We start from the raw sequence: 16,781 nt of genomic DNA, 5'->3' as shown, positions 1-16,781 counted from the left end.
AGGATAGTAGCCAATTTACAAGAATTTTAGATTGGCCTCTTTATTTTCAGCAGGATTTCCGTACCTTTGCAAACTCTTTAAAAGGAAGCTCATGAGCAACCGCCGGAACTATGATATAGCATTTGTGGGATTGAAACCGGGTATTCATGAGTTTGAATACGGGATTAGTGATAAGTTCTTTGCAGACTACCAGGAACAGGAGTTCAGAAACTGTATAGCCCAGGTTAAATTATCCCTGGATAAGAAAAACGGGTTCATGCTTCTGAAATTTGAAGTAGGTGGAAAACTGGAAGTGACCTGTGACCGATGTGGCAATGATTTGCCTTTAGAACTTTGGGATGAGTTCAACATTGTAGTAAAGATAGTTGACGATCCTGATGTAATGAATGAACAAGAAGAGGATCCTGATGTGTATTATATCTCAAAAAATGAGAGTCACCTGCGCATCGGAGATCTGATCTATGAATTTATAAACCTGGCTATTCCCATGCAACGCATGTGTTTACCGGAAGAGATGGGAGGACCGCATTGTAATAAAGAAGTTCTGGCCATGTTAAAGAAACTGGACGCCGAAAATAACAAACCCGAAAACCCATTGTGGAAAGGGCTTGAACAGTTCAAGGGTCTTGAGTAAACAGATTAAATAATATAGACATAAATTTTTGAATTATGCCTAATCCCAAAAGACGGCACTCCCAACAAAGAAGTGCCAAGAGAAGAACTCACTACAAAGCTGAGAAAGTAACGTTAAGCAAGGACAGTACAACAGGAGAAATCCATGTTCGTCACCGTGCACATGTAAGCGAAGGTAAATTGTATTACAGAGGAAAGGTGGTTGCGGAGAAATCTCCTATCAACTAACCATTCTTACAATTTAAATAGTAGCTTGCCGGAGATGAATATCGGGCTAGATATGATGGGCGGAGACTTTGCACCCCTTGAAGCGGTGAAAAGTGTTCAACTATATTTATCTGAAACCGCTTCTCCGGCAAATTTATTTTTGATTGGTGATGAGGCGCAGATAGCGCCTCTGCTGAGCGAGTACAATATCAATTCTGCCAAGGTTCGTGTTATACATGCCCCCCAGGTGATCGGAATGCATGAACATCCTACAAAGGCTCTTAAGGAAAAACAGCAGTCATCGATAGCTATCGGCTTTCATTTGTTGGCTAAGGGTTCAACGGATGCATTTATCAGCGCAGGTAATACCGGCGCTATGCTTGTTGGTGCGCTGTATAGTATTAAAACCATTCCGGGGGTACTTCGTCCCACTATCTCATCAATGATCCCAAAGGATAACGGCGGTGCTGGAATCCTTGTTGATGTTGGACTGAACGCTGATTGTAAACCTGAGCAACTGAATCAGTTTGCCATCCTCGGCTCCCTCTATTCACAGTATATTCTTGGTACCGATAACCCGCGGGTAGCACTTCTTAACGTCGGTGAAGAAGAAGGCAAAGGAAATATCCTTGCACAGGCCACCTATCCCCTTCTCAAAGCAAATAGAAAAATCAATTTCACCGGTAATATCGAAGGCAGAGATGTATTTCTTGACAAAGCAGATGTGATGGTTTGTGAAGGTTTTACCGGAAATGTGATATTGAAACTGGCCGAATCCATATATGATATTACCAAGCAGAAAAATATAGATCACGAATTCCTCGACCGGTTTAACTTCGAAAATTATGGTGGTACCCCTGTGCTGGGTGTCGCCAAACCGGTGATTATCGGGCACGGCATCTCTCATAACAAGGCATTCAACAATATGATCAAGCTTGCCCAAAAAATGATTGAAATAGATCTCACCGGGAAAATGAAGGAGAGTTTTCTTTCAGCCTAGATTACATTTCTATCAGCCTGGATTACATTTAAGGTATGAAAAAACTGGCTGGCTATATCCTGCAGTATACCCGGGAATTAAATACAACAGGCTTATTTCTGATCTCGGTGCTTACCGCATTTTTTATTTATCTTAATTATCAATACCATATTGAAGTATCCTTATTGCGATTGCACAATCCTGTTATTCGCTTTTTGGGATTCCTGGTCTTGTATCTGCTCATGTTTGGAGGCAGCTACCTTGTACTGGTCCAGATAAGGCAGCCATTATCCGCCACTCCCTTTTTCCTGGTTCTCATAATCCTTGCACCAGCCATCTATGCGTGGCGAATGTCTTCCAAATTAATCACATCCCAGCTAACCTGGTTTTTATCAGCACCCTGGGATAAATACTGGGCGCTGATTCTGAATCCACCTGTGAAATGCCTGATCATTCTTTTTATCATTTTCTTATTAAAAAAAAGAGGTGTTTATGGGGAATCAATAACAGGGCTCCAAAGAAAAAACATCTTAATCCGTCCTTTTCTGATCATGTTGATTTGTTTTATCCCGGTTGTCATTATCGCCGGGATTCAGCCGGATTTCAGAATGGCATATCCCAAAGCCACAAAAGTGAATTTTGTGGCTGATCATATCTCACAGCCATGGATAACCGCTTTAATCTTCGAAATCTCCTATGCCTTTGATTTTTTGATCGCAGAAGTTTTTTTTCGGGGATTTCTGGTGCTGGCATTTATACGTTATGCCGGCCCGGCCGCTATTCTCCCGATGGCCAGTTTTTACTGTGCCATACATTTCGGCAAACCTCTCATCGAATGTATCAGTTCTTTTTTTGGCGCGATCATGCTGGGAGCTATTTCTTATCGTACCGGTTCTGTTTTGGGTGGTCTCTTCCTTCATCTAGGATTAGGTTGGATGATGGAAGTCATTGGGTTTTTAATGCGTTTTTGAATGAATGATTTCAAGCTTAAGTTAATTCACTGAAAATGTGTGGAGGCCACCAATCAAAAAATAGGCAGATGATGCCCAGATGCAAACACTCTACTTATAATGAAACCGACATTGAAGAATGTGAAGACGATTTTCCCGCACAGCATATACAAGACGATGTTCATCGGTGATACGACGGCTCCAGTATCCCGAAAGATCCCCTTTTAGGGGTTCGGGTTTGCCGATCCCTTTAAATGGAGAACGAAGACAATCTTTAATGAGATCGTTGATGCGCACAAGTATTTTTTTATCCTGCTGTTGCCAATAAAGATAGTCTTCCCAGGCATGGGTTTGAAAAACCAGATCCATGGCTATTTTTCAATCAGTTTTCTCTTTCTCCCGCCACCATTGTCCATTTCTCTAACAGCCTCTGTTAAACGTTCGCGATTTGCTGTCGTAGTGGTGAGGTGCAAGGTTTCCTGGATCGAGTTGTATTCTTCCAGGTCCATGACCACAACATTCTTTCCCTTGCTACGAGACACCACCACAATTTCACGGTCGTCATTGACTGCGTTGAGGTTTTCCGCCAAACGGTTGCGGAAATCCGAAAAGTTTATCACTTTCATTAGAAATTGTTTTAAGTACAAAATTACGTACAATTTTCTGTACATCCAATGAACATGCCAGATCTTCCGAAGATTATAAACCTAATTTCTGTCATATTAGGAATTAGCTTCCGGCGTACCGGAAGCTAATTACATAAAAAACTACAAACTCGTAAGCCGGATTTTGTTTCTAAACTATCATTTATCTGGCCCTGTCATTACTGAAAGGATCTTTCTGCCTACCCACCCAACCCTCCCGTACGTACGGGATCGTGCGAGCCGCACTCGAAGGCTGGTATACATGGCATTTCAGCGTGCAAGGTTTACCCATACCGGTTGTTACCAACCGGCATCGTGAGCTCTTACCTCACATTTTCACCCTTACCATTTTCATGGCGGTTATTTTCTGTGGTACTGGCTGTTTCCGTTTAACCGGAACCCGGCTCTTAACCGGTACATTGCCCTATGCTGTCCGGACTTTCCTCCCCCTTTTTACAGGGAGCGATAGCTCGGTTTGTAGTTTTAAATTGATACTGTTTTATATTAGTATTGAAAAGTTATCTCCGTTGCCCCATATCCATATTTGGGATGATAACGGTTGGTAAAAAATTTGACTTCTTTTTTCAATCGCAGGATTTCATGGATTTCATCCCGCAGTTTACCACTTCCAACTCCATGGATGGCTATCATTTCCCGCTGATGATGTATAATCGCCAGATCTAGATACTTTTCAAATTGACTTAGCTGGAGTGTCAGCATCTCAAAATTGTTCATGGTATCGGAGTCAGGATGCAGCTTTTCGATATGAAGATCTACTTCATACTTCGCAGGCTCCAGGTGTTGCTTTGCTTTCCCGGCATCATAAACTTTATACCCGGAACCCTTTAGCTTGTCGAGATCCAGCGTTTCAGTATACAATCTTCCCGGATATTCGTCAAACAACTTATAGCTGAAGGTAGCTTCGCCTTTTTGTTTCAATTCTTCGATACGCATAAACAATTGTTTCGGCTTCAATCTCAGTGAGGCTTCAAAATGTTCTGCTTTGTTTTTGTCTTCAGGGGTTAGTTCGAAATCAAAATGAAATGTCGGACTATCATTCAGATTATCAAAAGGTACATCGTGCAGATAAAAATCTTCAAAGGCGTGAATCAGGTTTTTAAGTTCAAAATCAGGTTTGCCAAAATAATTTATCCCATACGAAAACTTATAAACTCCATGAGTCCGGTTTACCAGGTGAACCTTCAGCTCGTCAACGACATCATCTCCGAAATCATCTGAACTAAGCACGGGTATAAAAGTTATCCAGACACCATCCACGACCTTTTCAGTAATCTTCTTCTTTTCTATTGGAACCTGGTCTATGAATTTTTTCTCTTTTTTTTCAGGAACCACTTTCTGTTCCATAAATCTCCTGAAATATGGGAAGTCCAACTGATCGGTATGTGCAGGGAACCTTACACCCCGTACATCAACCATCACCATCTTGTCGTTGATTATACCGGTCACTTCTCCTTCTTCATTACTGTGAAGCACTGTTACCTTGTCACCTATTTGAAATTTCACTGCTATGTTTTTTTTATCTTCAATTTCACGACCTTACCCGGCCGGCATTCAATGGCAAAGATACGACAGGATTACTCAGCAGCTGTTAATAGAGGTGGCCGGCCAATTTACTTTTCCGGTAACCGTACAGGAAATAAATAGTAAGCCCAAGAGCCATCCAGATAAAAAAGTAAACCCAGGATGTTGCTGGTATTTCTATCAACAGATATGCACAGGAAAGTACGCCAAGCACCGGGATGAGTGAGAAGTTTTTTATAAATGCAAGTACAGACATCACTATCGCCAGTAATACATAAATGAGGAAAAGAATTTCCTGCAGGCTGTCATTCCCTAATTTTTCAAAAGCATGCTGGATCCTTTCGCGTGACAGGATGAGGAATATGGCACACAACACGGGTATGATAAATTTCCCGTTAACATAAGGAAGTTTGAATGATCTCTGATCGCTGCTACCGAGCCTCGGCAGCATCAGGACACCGGCTGATACCAGTACAAAAGCAAACAAAGTGCCTATACTTGTGAGATCAGACATGAGGCTACTCTGCATAAACAAAGAAGGGACTGCCACAATAATTCCGGTCACGATGGTAGAAAAATAAGGGGTGTGATATTTTTTATGCACCCGGGAAAAAGCCTTTGGCAACAAACCATCACGGCTCATACTCATCCAGATCCTCGGCTGTCCCAATTGAAAAACAAGAAGCACACTGGTAGTAGCAACAACCGCACTGATAGAAACAAGATAGCTGATCCATTGTTTTCCAACCCGCTCAAACACAAATGCCAGCGGATCTGTAACATTCAATTCAGAGAAGTTTACCATTCCGGTAAGTACAAGGGCAATAAGGATATAAAGTACCGTGCAGATCAACAGCGAGTAAATCATCCCCCTTGGCAAATCACGCTGCGGATTTTTACACTCTTCTGCCGTGGTTGAAATGGCGTCAAAACCAATATAAGCATAGAACACGGCTGATACACCTTTCAAAACTCCTTCGATGCCATTAGGCATAAATGGACTCCAGTTGTGCGGGTTTACCGAAAATGCTCCCAGGATAATCACGAAAATGATTACGGCGATTTTAAACACCACCATTGCATTTGTGCTTTTTTTGCTTTCCCTTATTCCCACATAAGTAATGCAGGTGATCAGGCAAACAATCAGAAATGCAGGAAAATTTATGAAGACCCTGCTTCCGTTAATCAATGGGGCCTGCTCCCATGCGTTCCGTGCGAACTGCAATGAAGGAGTGAGTGTTTCTCCTTTGTCAAGCGCAGCCTGGGAAAGGTTGTATGCTGACCGGGCAGTAGTCGGATCTACAGTTAACCAGGCAGGAAGCGTGATATCGAAATTTGGAAATCCGTTTGCCTGGAACCACCTGGTGGCACCTTCCAGCAGGTTATTGAAATATCCACTCCAGGAAATTGCTACAACAATATTACCTATTGCATATTCAAGTATCAGTGCCCATCCAATGATCCAGGCAATCAATTCGCCAAAGGATACATACGCGTATGTGTAGGCGCTACCGGCTATTGGTACCCGGCTGGCAAATTCCGCATAACATAAGGCAGCAAACCCGCAGGTTACTGCTGTGATTACGAACAGCAACGATATACCGGGCCCTCCATTGAAAGCTGCTGAGCCGATGGTTGAAAACACACCCGCACCCACAACCGCAGCGATTCCCATGAATGTGAGATCGCGGACGTTCAATATCTTTTTAAGGCCGGTACTGCCCGCATGTCCGTCACTTATTCCCTCAGCTGCTTCTTTAACGATTTTATCTATTGATTTCTTCCGGAATAAGGATCTAGACATTGCAGCTGGTTTGTTTAAAGTTTAATTTATGCAAAATAGTCACTCAATAATCACGTTTGATAAGAAACTGCGCAAGTGCTTTTAGCGGCTCTTTACGTGACGATAATACAGCAATATCCTCAAGATGTTTATATGCGGATTTGATATACTGGTCTTTCAGACTGGATGCCCAGGTATCTACTCCTGCATTCCTGAAAATCTGTTGTACCCGGGCCACTTTATCAGGAACATCTGATTTCATCAGGTATTGCAATTCTTTTTTTTCATCCTTTCCTGCAATTTCCAGCGCTTTAATCAGTAAAAAGGTTTTTTTATTTGCGAGGATATCACCCCCAACCTGTTTGCCGAATTTTTCAGGGTCCCCAAAAGCATCCAGGTAATCATCCTGTATCTGAAAGGCAATTCCAAGATTTTTTCCAAACTCATAAAGATGTTGCTGATTTGCTTCTCCCGCTCCTCCAAGTATAGCTCCCATTTGCAATCCACCGGCAATTAATACAGATGTTTTCAGAGCAATCATATTAATATAAGTAGCCAGGTCAACACTCTCTATGGTTTCATATTCCATATCAAGCTGTTGACCTTCGCAAACCTCACGGGCAGTCTGGTTAAACAATCTGAGGATGCGATTAAGATAACGTGTCTGTATTTTATTGATATAATCATATGCAACAACCAGCATAACATCTCCGGCCAGTAAAGCTGTTGAAAAATTATATTTTTCATGCAGGGTCGGCATACCCCGGCGAAGTGGCGCTTTGTCCATAATATCGTCATGTACAAGCGAGAAATTGTGAAAGAGTTCAATAGCCGTTGCCACTTCGTAGGCATCGGGTATGATTTCGCCAAATAATTCATTACCCATCAGGCACATTGCCGGCCTTATGCGTTTGCCACTGACACTAAGAAAATATTCATTGGGTTCATATAAGGATGCTGGCGAGGTAGGAAAATGCCTGACATTGAACTTCTGCGAAAAAATCTCCGACAACTCTTGAAATGAATGCATACGCAAAAATACAGGTCAACCCTGACAGGTCAAAAGATCAATGCATAATTCGGGTTATCGAAGTATAATTTTAGCAGTTTAGACCTTGATATTATTGAGAATTATAATTTTGGCTTTTTAGACTTTGGAGTTGTTCCCTTTGTTTTATGTTTAGCAGCTTTTGGTTTCCCCGCATCTTTGTCAGCCTTGGGTTTGCCTGATTTATTTTTGTTTGATTTGCCTTTAAAAGGTTTGTCTCCTCTTTGACCAGATTTACTTTGACCGGATTTACTTTGTCCGGATTTACTTTGTCCGGATTCAAAATGGCCTTTGGCTTGCTTTCCACCAATTTCTTCCTGGCCGCCTTCTTTCTGACCACTTTCCTTATAAGAACTCGTATTTAAGTTACTGTCTTTGTGACCACCTTCTTTGTGACCACCTTCTTTGTTAGAAGTTTCTTTGTGACCGGCTGACTTTACATGATCAGTCTTGCGGTTTTCCGGCACCAGGTTCTCCATCCTCTGTCCTTTGTTCTCATCAGGAACAGATGAGCGGTTTTCGGGTATCCATACTTCGATTTCACCTTTCACTTCTTCCGCCCTGTCTGATGGCCTGGGTAACGGGGCGGGATGACTATGTTTCGTAACATGTTCCTTCTGTTGGTTTCTTCCAGATTTATCCTTTTCCCACTGTTTAACAGCTCCGCGTTTTTTTCCATCAGCCCTCTTACCTGCATATTTTTCAGTATCTGATAATCTCTCAATTTTGTGCCTGCTTTCAAGTGGGTCCTCACCTGCAGGAACTTCTAAGGCATCCGGATGAACCGGCTCTTTCTTCACCCCGGAAGATCCACTCTGGGCAAGTACCCACTCATAATCAAGCTGTCTCTTTGTAAGATTTGCAGCGACAATTTTGATTGTCACCTTATCCCCCATCCTGAACTTACGACCCGATCTTAAACCAACCAGGCAGTACTCACCTTCAATTTGCCGAAAATCATCATAGTCCTGCAAACTAGAAATACTCACAAGACCTTCACACTTATGCTGCACGGTCTCTACCCAAAATCCAAAAGAGGAAACACCACTGATTACACCTTCGAATTCTTCACCCAGGTAGTCCTGCATGTATTCAACCTGTTTGTATTTATTGGCCGCACGCTCTGCTTCCATTGCTGACCTTTCCTTATCGCTGCAATGTTTGCATTTCTGTTCAAGCTTCTTATCCGGTTGCGCCTTCTTGTCAAGCACATCCTGTAAAATGCGGTGAACAAGAACATCAGGATACCTTCTTATCGGGGATGTAAAATGACAGTAGTGTTCAAACCCAAGTCCGTAATGACCTATATTCTCTGTAGTATAGATTGCCTTGGCCATTGTGCGGATACCGAGTTGTTCCAAAACATGTTGTTCCGGTTTGCCTTTCACATCTTCCAGCATCTGGTTAAATGATTTCGAAATACCCTCAGGTGAAGTTATATCAAAAGTATGACCGTATTTTTTTGCGAAGGTGATAAACGGAGTCAGCTTCACCTCGTCGGGTGTATCATGAATCCGGTATGGGAAAGGCAGGTCCTGTTTGTCAATTTTTACTTTGCCTGCTACTTCGGCAACGGCACGATTGGCAAGCAGCATAAATTCTTCGATCAGCTGATGCGCTTCCTTACTTTCCTTTATCACTATACCGATGGGTTTGCCTTTTTCATCAAGTTTGAAACGAACCTCCTGTGATGAAAAATTAATGGCTCCTTTTTTAAAGCGTCTTTTCCGGTATTTCTGTGCCAGACCATTTAGTAAAAGGATCTGATCTTTATAAGGGCCATCTTCCTGTTCAATTATCTCCTGTGCTTCTTCATATGTAAAACGATGATTGGAATGTATCACAGTACGTCCAAACCATTGCGATTTTATTTCACCTTCTTCTGTTATCTCGAATACAGCAGAGAAAGTGAATTTATCTTCCCGGGGGCGAAGTGAACATAGCTCGTTGGATATACGCTCGGGAAGCATAGGTGAAACACGATCAGGAAGATAAACAGAAGTTGCACGATCATAAGCTTCCCTGTCAAGTTCGGTATCAGGTTCTACATAAAAGCTGACGTCGGCTATATGTACACCTATTTCATAATTGCCATTTTTTAAAACCTGGAACGAAATTGCATCATCAAAATCCTTTGCATCAACCGGGTCAATAGTAAAAGTCAGAACTTCCCTGAAATCCTTTCTTTTCTTAATTTCAGATGCAGGTAAGAGATCCGGGATCCTTTCGCTTTCTTCAATCACACTATCCGGGAACATTAATGGAAATCCATTTTCCATCAATATTTCCTTCATCGCCTGATCATTGACATCTGAAGCATCCATCACCTGGATCACTTCGCCTACAGGCTTCTTGCTTTTTTCCCATTCAACGATACGTACTATGGCCTGGTCACCATTGGCGGCATTGTTGAGTTTATTGAGTGGAATATAAATATCCGGTACAGGCTTGTCTGAATTCACGATAAAAAAAGCGAAGTTTTTGCTAAGCTCCACACGACCCATGAACTCCAATTGTTTTCGTTTAACCACTTCCGTTATCTCGCCCTGTTTGCGGCCTGAACGGGAATGGTCGCCTCTTACTTTTACTCTCACAATATCACCATGCATTGCTGTATTGAAATCGGTGGGACGAACCAGAATATCTTCCGGATTATTTTCAACTACAACAAATCCCATCCCAGACCTTGTAATGTCAAGTACACCTTTCAGCGTGTCAGGATGTGATGATTTTTTATTCTTATTTTTTGATTGCTTTCTGTTCATTAATTTTTGTTGTTTTTGGTATCAAAACCTTCAATGAAAGTAGTGATAATATTGTTAAATCGGGGGCCATCTTCAAAAAGGAAGCGGCTTTGAATGGGGATTACATAAAAAGGCAATTCCCTTAAGTGTTCTTTATATTTCGTTAACCTGACAGCATCTTTTTCAGTTGTTACAATAATTTTGTGCCCTGCCGCAATTTTATGAAAACGTTGCACAATTTCCTTCCAGTCATCAGTGCTGAATATATGATGATCGCTAAATAGTAGTTCATAATATGTGCCTGCATTTTCCCCCAGGTATTTTTTCAAAGGAGCCGGGTTGGCTATGCCCGAAACAAGTAGTACTTCCATTGACTCATTCATTGTAATTGGATCCCTGGTCAGAATATGATAAGGGTTGCCATATGCAATTTCCGTGAAAAAAATCTGCTGTTCGGTCTGAGGGTTGATCTCATCGACAATTTTCGTTTGTTCATGCCGGGTCAGATCCGGCCGGCATTTTGTTACAACGATGATATCGGCACGCTTATAACTATTTGGTTCATCGCGCAGGTTGCCGGTGGGTAAAAACCAGTCCCTTGTGAAAAGATGACTGAAATCTGTCAGGAGGATGTTTAATCCCGCTTTTACAGCCCTGTGCTGAAAAGCATCATCAAGAATAATCACGCCGGTATCAGGGCGGTCATGCAGGATTTGCGGAACAGCAACTAATCTCTCTTCTCCGACTGCTACTACAATCTCAGGGAATTTAAGATAGAACTGCATGGGTTCATCGCCAATTTCAAGGGCAGTTGAACCTGTACCTGCCATTGCATACCCTTTTGTTCTCCTCTTATACCCGCGGCTAAGAATCGCAGGTGGAACCTTCGTTATGAGTAACCTCACCAGGTACTCAACCATTGGTGATTTACCGGTTCCACCAGCAGAAAGATTGCCAACGCAGATCAACGGTTTATTGAAACCGGTTGACCGCAAAATGTTTTTGTCATACATCCTGTTTCGAAGCCAGATAATTAATCCATAAATCAGGGAAAAGGGAAATAATAAGATCCGAAGCGGTTTAAACAGTGGCGCATTAAAATTCATACAGGCGACTCGGAGTGATACAATAGTCTAAAGGTACGTCAAATTCATTGATGTCCTTTATTGCTTCGATAGCCTCAAAAAAGCTAAATCCTATCCTTATTATGTCTCTGCGGCATCGCATGAGATACCTGTCGTAATAACCTTTACCGTATCCTACCCTGAAGCCTTTGAGATCAAATGCAATTAAAGGAACAAAAACAAGGTCAAGCAAATTCGGAGGTACAATATTGTTGCCGATAGGTTCAAGAATATCATATTTGTTCTTGGCGAAAAGCCCATGTTCCTCCAATAGATGCGCCTCCATACTGATTATATCAGCATCTGCTTTTGGCCAGGCGATTTTTGCAAGAGGATGTTTTTTGAAGACCACTTGTTCACAGACAGCAACATTAAATTCCTTGCGGTTGATTAAAGGATAATATGATAAAAAAAATCTGATGTTTGAGAGATTGAATACTTCAAAACCCGACTTGATCTGACTTGTAAATGTTTCAATCTGACCAGGTTCTAGATCCAGTCTCTTTTGTAGATACTCACGGCGGACTGCAGATTTTACCATAAAATATTTTCAAGTTGCTCTTTGAGAACTTTTGCCTGGGTTGACACGAACTCAGGGTTGACATTTGCGGTAAACGGCACAGATCCTAAACGTGGAGTGTTGGTCCACCTGGCAATTTCGTTTTCGTAGCTGAGATATTGATCATTAAAAACCCATCCGAGGACAGGCAGTTTTTTTTCTTTTGCTAAGTATGCAGTAAGTAGTGAATGATTAATACTTCCTAAGTAGTTTCTGCTCACCAGTATAACCTTAGCACCCAGGGGTTGAACCAGGTCGGCTATAAACTCTGTGTCGTTTAAGGGAACCATTAAACCTCCCGCGCCTTCAACTATTAAGTTACGTTTTATTTCCGGAACAGAGTTACAAATTTTTTCAATTGATATCGTTTTTCCTTCTTCTCTTGCAGCGATATGAGGTGACGCAGGTTTATGCAATCTATAAAGTTCCGGGTGCACCCGTGCATGACCGTTATGAATGTGATTTTTCACCCATTCACTATCTGTTTCGCCCTCAAGCCCCGCCTGAACCGGCTTCCAGTAATCTGCAGCTAATGCTTCCGCTATGATAGCTGAAACAAGTGTTTTTCCTATACCTGTGCCAATGCCGGTTATAAAAAAGATTGCCATAATGATTGATGCTTAAACGATGCAATGCGCTGCAGATTATATGAAGCGGATTAAATCAGCCTTGCCTGTTTACAAAAATAGTGAAGATTGTTGTGCCGTATTTTCTGCTCGTAGAGAAATGAGGCGACTTTTCATATTCATTCCTGGGTGTATGTTCGAGAACAAACCAACCGCCAGGTTTTAATAATTGTTTATCAAAAACAATTAGCGGCAGATTGTCGATAGTTGCAAGAGCATATGGAGGACCGGCGAATATAAAGTCGAACTTTTCTGTGCACAGTTCCAAAAATTTAAAGACATCCATCCTGGTGACCTTTATCTGTGAAAGAGAAAGCTGTGTAGCCGTTTTCCTGATAAATTCAAACATGGCCTGGTCTTTTTCGACGGTGGTTATGTCCATGCAACCCCTGGATGCCATTTCGTAGCTGATGCTTCCTGTGCCCCCGAAGATATCAAGAACTTTGAGCGAAGAAATATCAAGGTTGTTTTCAATCACATTAAATAACCCTTCTTTGGCTACATCTGTGGTTGGCCGGGTATGCGGCATATTCGCCGGTGGACTGATTCTTCTTCCTCCGATATCTCCTCCTATTATACGCATAAAGCCATCCGTACAAGTGGTGAAAAATAATGTGATGGAAATTGTTTTAATATTCCAGCCGGATCAATGCCTGCCGGCAATGGATCCCAGGTTAAATATTGAAAATATTTATTCAGTTCGGTGTATAGGATAGAGTCTTCGTCAATAAGTCCTGAAATCTTCAACACTACATTTTCCTGATTAACATCATGTGCATTTAACACGGTAAGCAGGTAATAGCTTACATCTTCAGGCGTCTGGTAAGTAAAACTCTGAAGAATGAGCAATTCGCCGTCCCTGAATGCCCCGACAATAAATTTGTCTGCATAAAACATTACCCGGATCCTGACAAGATCAGCCGGGGAATCTTTTTCAATCTGGAAAAATGAAAGCTGGAGAGTATAATAATGCCAGTAACTGGATGAAGTAAATTTTTGCTGAAACAATTTATGTATATCAGGCGGGATGCGATAAACGTTGTAAACCGGAAGTATATCAATTTTTTCGCTCATCACCAGCCCCTTTTCTGCATCTCCAAACATGAGGTCCAGTACAGGCCGGTTAAGTTCAGATTGAAAATAGGTTTCAGGGACCAGCGTACTTTCAGGATAATGGTAAACCATTACCACTTTTGAAACATGGCTGTTCAGCATCAAATCTTCTTTCAACAATTCTTCCATGAGATCCCTTGAACTTTTATCAACGGTATCTTCAAAATTGTAATGCCTTACTCCAAGTAATTTCTGTTTGGGTTGGTTATACCAAACGCATCCAAGAAAGTTTCCAGACACTTCAAGCAGCAGAATACTTTGTTCCCATTCAGCCGGATTAATGTTTAAGGCAGTAATATCAAACGATGGTCTAATCATATCAGGATGCAATTTTACCAAGATTATCCGGAATTAATACACCCGGTTCAGACTTATGCCAACGCGACCCTGAAATTGAGGTATTGGAGGCTGAAGTTTAAATATGGATATGCTGGAACTTTTTATAAACGGGAATTTATGAAAGATATCGTCCAGAACCAGTTTGCCAACTTTTTCCAGTAAGGGTGTTGGCACTCTCATTCTTGCCATTACCAAATCAACTAATTCTACATAACTAATGGTATCTTCCAATGTGTCGAAGTTTGTTCCTCCATCATCGTATTCAACCTCCAGGTTCACTTCGAATTCGCCTCCAACCATCGGCTCGCCACTATACACCCCGTGAAATGCGTGCAGCTTTACCTGGTCAAGTTTTATAATTACCATTAATAATAAAGGTTTTTGAGGATCAATATGAATCGGCACTGACATCATGCCCTTTTGCAGACAGGTATCTTTCCGCATCTAACGCTGCCATACAACCGCTACCAGCGGCTGTTACAGCCTGCCGGTAAATCTTGTCCTGCACATCACCTGATGCGAACACCCCTTCGATATTTGTTTTTGTTGTTCCGGGTATCGTTTTAATATAACCGGCTTCATCCATATCAAGCCATTCCTTGAAAATTTCCGAATTAGGCTGGTGACCGATTGCGACAAAAAAGCCACTCACCGGGATAACCTGGGATTCGCCCGTTTTTATATTCTTCAGTTTAACCTTCTCTACTTTGGTTTCGCCGATCACCTCCTCTGTTTCTGAGTTCCAGTATATTTTGATGTTTGGCGTCTTCAGAACCCGCTCCTGCATGACTTTCGAGGCGCGCATTTCACCACGGCGAACTACCATATGAACAGTACTGCAAAGTTTGGAGAGGTATAATGCTTCTTCGGCAGCAGTATCACCCGCACCAACAATAGCCACTTCCTTTCCACGGAAGAAAAATCCATCACAGACTGCGCAGGCACTTACTCCGAAACCATTCAACCTTTCTTCACTTTCAAGTCCCAGCCATTTGGCAGATGCACCTGTTGCTATGATTACCGCTTCTGCTTCAAGTTCTTTTTCATCATCTATCCAGACTTTGAACGGAGATTTTGAGAAATCAACCCTGGTAGCTAAACCAAAACGTATATCTGCTCCCATTCTCTGTGCCTGCTTCTCGAAATCAATCATCATCTCAGGTCCCTGTACACCATCTTTATACCCGGGATAGTTTTCTACCTCGGTAGTAATAGTTAACTGGCCACCCGGTTGAATCCCTTGATACAGAACCGGTTTCATGTTAGCCCTTGCTGCATAAATTGCCGCTGTATACCCAGCAGGCCCGGATCCAATGATCAGACAATCTACTTTCTCTATATCCGAAGTTTTCATATCCTAACTGAAATTTATGAATGCTAATAAAAGTTTGCAAAGTTACGCATTTCCACCGGTGTGAACCAGGGTGAATGAATGATACACAATTTAATGATTGCAGTTTAGTTCAGCGCATGATGGTAGTGAGTGGGAATAAGTTGTTTACTTCGGTATCTTGATTGAGGCATATTGAACAGAATACCCACCAAAATATCCAAGGGCTCCACCATCCACATTGGTTAACACCTTTGTAGGAGAGGAAAATGGATTGCCGATGCTCGAATAACTATATTCAATCGTTCGCCAGAAATCATAAGTCGCCCGATCTATGTTGGTCATCTTCACCACAATAGCATCGCCTCGTTCAAAAAAAGAGTACTCTTCAAAATCTATCTTTTCATTCCGGTTGACTCCTTTTTCAATCTGCACTTTATAGCTTTCGCCATCAACTATCTTATCATCGAAAACAGAGTTGAGCCCTGGAAAGAAAGGCCCGCCATTGGTCGAAGTAAAATACCTTATATAATTACCTAAACCAGGTGGGTCGGTAGTTTGCCCATAAAGAATAACTTTTGATGTATCATCCTTCTTCTTTACTGTTTCCCAGCTTAGAGACTCGATTTTCTTCGTAAGAAAAGGTATTGTTGTCCTGGCATTGTACTCCTTGCCGCTGACTTTTACTTTCATGGTGTAGCTTTTACCCTGTTCTCCTTTAAACAAAGTGGCGATATCGGAAGAATCAACTGAATAGTAATAGAGCTTATAGGTGCCTGACAACGGCACCTCATATTCCTTTAGCCGATGGGTTTTAGCGCCATTTGAAATGGTGATTTCGGCACCCCTTACAAAAGAATTAACAAGCATGTCAATGGAGATTTCGCTGAAAAAGCTGAAGCTGTTTGAAAGCAATACCCTCGGATATTCACCAGCTTCAATAGTTGCTTCCACCACCAGTTCCGGTGTCGATTCATTTGGAACGAAATCAATTGGTTTCTCGCAGGAAATAAAAAACAGCGCGATCACGACGGCAAAAACGCGGGAAGTTAATAGCCTTTTTAGAATGGAGTTTGTCAATCGGCAAAATTTAGGAAACAAGTCGTTAAACCAAAAATAGCACAGATAGTTCAAAACAGATAGTTCAAAAAAAAACCCCG

Annotated in this window: 18 protein-coding genes and 1 other RNA gene; 4 read left to right on the top strand and 15 right to left on the bottom strand. The window is 41.9% G+C overall.

All coding sequences use genetic code 11. The features are described 5' to 3' along the window. The first annotated feature begins 91 nt into the window (after nucleotides 1-91). Genes VK664_RS11315 through VK664_RS11300 form a run of 4 tightly spaced genes read left to right on the top strand, consistent with a single transcriptional unit; the run spans nucleotide 92 to nucleotide 2,790 of the window. Nucleotides 92-634: a YceD family protein gene (locus VK664_RS11315; protein WP_461398767.1), complete on the top strand. Its 543-nt coding sequence runs from the start codon at nucleotides 92-94 to the stop codon at nucleotides 632-634. 35 nt (nucleotides 635-669) lie between these two features. After that, nucleotides 670-861: a 50S ribosomal protein L32 gene (rpmF, locus tag VK664_RS11310; RefSeq protein WP_461398766.1), complete on the top strand. Its 192-nt coding sequence runs from the start codon at nucleotides 670-672 to the stop codon at nucleotides 859-861. 34 nt (nucleotides 862-895) lie between these two features. After that, a complete protein-coding gene (gene plsX / locus VK664_RS11305) occupies nucleotides 896-1,840 on the top strand; it encodes a phosphate acyltransferase PlsX (protein WP_461398765.1) in 945 nt (314 codons plus the stop codon). A 35-nt stretch (nucleotides 1,841-1,875) separates the two neighbouring features. Beyond that, on the top strand, nucleotides 1,876-2,790 hold the full coding sequence (locus VK664_RS11300; RefSeq protein ID WP_461398764.1) for a CPBP family glutamic-type intramembrane protease: 915 nt from the start codon (nucleotides 1,876-1,878) through the stop codon (nucleotides 2,788-2,790). A gap of 90 nt (nucleotides 2,791-2,880) precedes the next feature. Here VK664_RS11300 and VK664_RS11295 read toward each other — a convergent pair whose 3' ends face one another. The 15 genes from VK664_RS11295 to VK664_RS11225 all read right to left on the bottom strand — a co-directional run bounded on the left by VK664_RS11295 (nucleotide 2,881) and on the right by VK664_RS11225 (nucleotide 16,701). Then, the gene (locus VK664_RS11295; RefSeq protein ID WP_461398763.1) at nucleotides 2,881-3,138 is read right to left on the bottom strand and encodes a Txe/YoeB family addiction module toxin; all 258 of its coding nucleotides are present in this window, start codon (nucleotides 3,136-3,138) and stop codon (nucleotides 2,881-2,883) included. Nucleotides 3,139-3,140: 2 nt separating this feature from the next. Then, complete coding sequence (locus VK664_RS11290; protein WP_461398762.1) at nucleotides 3,141-3,395, bottom strand: type II toxin-antitoxin system Phd/YefM family antitoxin; 255 nt, start codon at nucleotides 3,393-3,395, stop codon at nucleotides 3,141-3,143. A 136-nt stretch (nucleotides 3,396-3,531) separates the two neighbouring features. Next, nucleotides 3,532-3,895, bottom strand: an RNA gene (gene rnpB / locus VK664_RS11285) — RNase P RNA component class A. A gap of 22 nt (nucleotides 3,896-3,917) precedes the next feature. Then, entirely contained in the window at nucleotides 3,918-4,937 is a 1,020-nt protein-coding gene (locus tag VK664_RS11280) for a Smr/MutS family protein (RefSeq protein WP_461398761.1), read from the bottom strand. 85 nt (nucleotides 4,938-5,022) lie between these two features. Further along, entirely contained in the window at nucleotides 5,023-6,759 is a 1,737-nt protein-coding gene (locus VK664_RS11275; RefSeq protein WP_461398760.1) for an amino acid permease, read from the bottom strand. A gap of 43 nt (nucleotides 6,760-6,802) precedes the next feature. Further along, nucleotides 6,803-7,768, bottom strand: a complete 966-nt coding sequence (locus VK664_RS11270; RefSeq protein ID WP_461398759.1) for a polyprenyl synthetase family protein — start codon at nucleotides 7,766-7,768, stop codon at nucleotides 6,803-6,805. 101 nt (nucleotides 7,769-7,869) lie between these two features. Then, a complete protein-coding gene (gene rnr, locus VK664_RS11265) occupies nucleotides 7,870-10,551 on the bottom strand; it encodes a ribonuclease R (RefSeq protein ID WP_461398758.1) in 2,682 nt (893 codons plus the stop codon). Next, entirely contained in the window at nucleotides 10,551-11,636 is a 1,086-nt protein-coding gene (gene lpxK, locus VK664_RS11260; protein ID WP_461398757.1) for a tetraacyldisaccharide 4'-kinase, read from the bottom strand. The genes rnr and lpxK overlap by 1 nt, the downstream gene beginning before the upstream one ends. Beyond that, nucleotides 11,626-12,195: a 5-formyltetrahydrofolate cyclo-ligase gene (locus VK664_RS11255; RefSeq protein WP_461398756.1), complete on the bottom strand. Its 570-nt coding sequence runs from the start codon at nucleotides 12,193-12,195 to the stop codon at nucleotides 11,626-11,628. The genes lpxK and VK664_RS11255 overlap by 11 nt, the downstream gene beginning before the upstream one ends. Then, a complete protein-coding gene (bioD, locus tag VK664_RS11250) occupies nucleotides 12,189-12,821 on the bottom strand; it encodes a dethiobiotin synthase (RefSeq protein ID WP_461398755.1) in 633 nt (210 codons plus the stop codon). The genes VK664_RS11255 and bioD overlap by 7 nt, the downstream gene beginning before the upstream one ends. Before the next feature lie 55 nt (nucleotides 12,822-12,876). Next, nucleotides 12,877-13,422: an RsmD family RNA methyltransferase gene (locus VK664_RS11245; RefSeq protein WP_461398754.1), complete on the bottom strand. Its 546-nt coding sequence runs from the start codon at nucleotides 13,420-13,422 to the stop codon at nucleotides 12,877-12,879. Continuing rightward, the gene (locus VK664_RS11240) at nucleotides 13,413-14,270 is read right to left on the bottom strand and encodes a DUF3822 family protein (protein ID WP_461398753.1); all 858 of its coding nucleotides are present in this window, start codon (nucleotides 14,268-14,270) and stop codon (nucleotides 13,413-13,415) included. The genes VK664_RS11245 and VK664_RS11240 overlap by 10 nt, the downstream gene beginning before the upstream one ends. 33 nt (nucleotides 14,271-14,303) lie before the next feature. Continuing rightward, nucleotides 14,304-14,657, bottom strand: coding sequence for a dihydroneopterin aldolase (locus tag VK664_RS11235; RefSeq protein WP_461398752.1), 354 nt, complete (start codon nucleotides 14,655-14,657; stop codon nucleotides 14,304-14,306). Between the two features lie 22 nt (nucleotides 14,658-14,679). Beyond that, on the bottom strand, nucleotides 14,680-15,645 hold the full coding sequence (gene trxB, locus VK664_RS11230) for a thioredoxin-disulfide reductase (RefSeq protein ID WP_461398751.1): 966 nt from the start codon (nucleotides 15,643-15,645) through the stop codon (nucleotides 14,680-14,682). Between the two features lie 144 nt (nucleotides 15,646-15,789). Beyond that, entirely contained in the window at nucleotides 15,790-16,701 is a 912-nt protein-coding gene (locus VK664_RS11225; protein WP_461398750.1) for a DUF4249 domain-containing protein, read from the bottom strand. Nucleotides 16,702-16,781: the final 80 nt, after the last annotated feature.

Origin of the sequence: Flavitalea sp. (genome assembly GCF_035489435.1) — a bacterium.
GTDB lineage: Bacteria > Bacteroidota > Bacteroidia > Chitinophagales > Chitinophagaceae > DATHKG01.
Note: the sequence above shows the minus strand (reverse complement) of the source record. Positions and strands in the feature narration are given on the sequence as shown.